We start from the raw sequence: 681 nt of genomic DNA, 5'->3' as shown, positions 1-681 counted from the left end.
AGCTTACAAATTCAGAGTGGAACAGCTCCGAATGCTCAAACTATCACTGCAGATATTACAAACATTTGTGGCACTCAAAAGGCTACATTAACAGCAACAGGTTGTGCAGGTACAGTAACATGGACACACAATGGCACTACACAAAACCCAATCCAAGTAGGAGCGGGAGTTTACACGGCTAACTGCACAAACACATGCGGAATCAGTTTAGCATCTAACAGCATCCAAATATCAAGTGGCGTCTTGCCGAATGATTTAATAATTTCTGTAAACAAAACTTTGTGTTGCGATGGTGAGTATGCCACTTTGACTGCAAACTTATGTAACGGTGCCGTTACTTGGAATACAGGTTCGGAGGGGTCAGTGTTGAATATTTCGACCTCAGGAACTTATACTGCTTTTTGCCGAAATGCTTGTGGAGAATCGTCGAAAACCATTCAGATTATTTTACAAAAAGTTCCTCTTCCTACAGCTCCAGTAATTACAAGCACAAGAAATGTTGTTTGTAGTTATGAGGTTGTTGCAATTAATGCTAGTCAGTGCACTATAGGTGATTTGGTTTGGAGTAACGGAGCAACATCAAGTACTATAAATGTAGGTCCCGGAATTTACTTTGCTTATTGTGAGAATATCTGTGGAAAATCTGGAAACTCAAACACGATAACAATCGGAACGAGTCCA

General features: G+C 40.4%; 1 pseudogene. It reads left to right on the top strand.

Features of this window, described 5'->3' with window-relative positions:
- Positions 1-681, top strand: a pseudogene (locus EGI24_RS14610) (hypothetical protein); the annotation flags it as partial.

Source organism: Lacihabitans sp. CS3-21 (genome assembly GCF_024343675.1).
Taxonomy (GTDB): Bacteria; Bacteroidota; Bacteroidia; order Cytophagales; family Spirosomataceae; genus Leadbetterella.
This window is presented reverse-complemented; position numbering and strand designations above follow the sequence as displayed.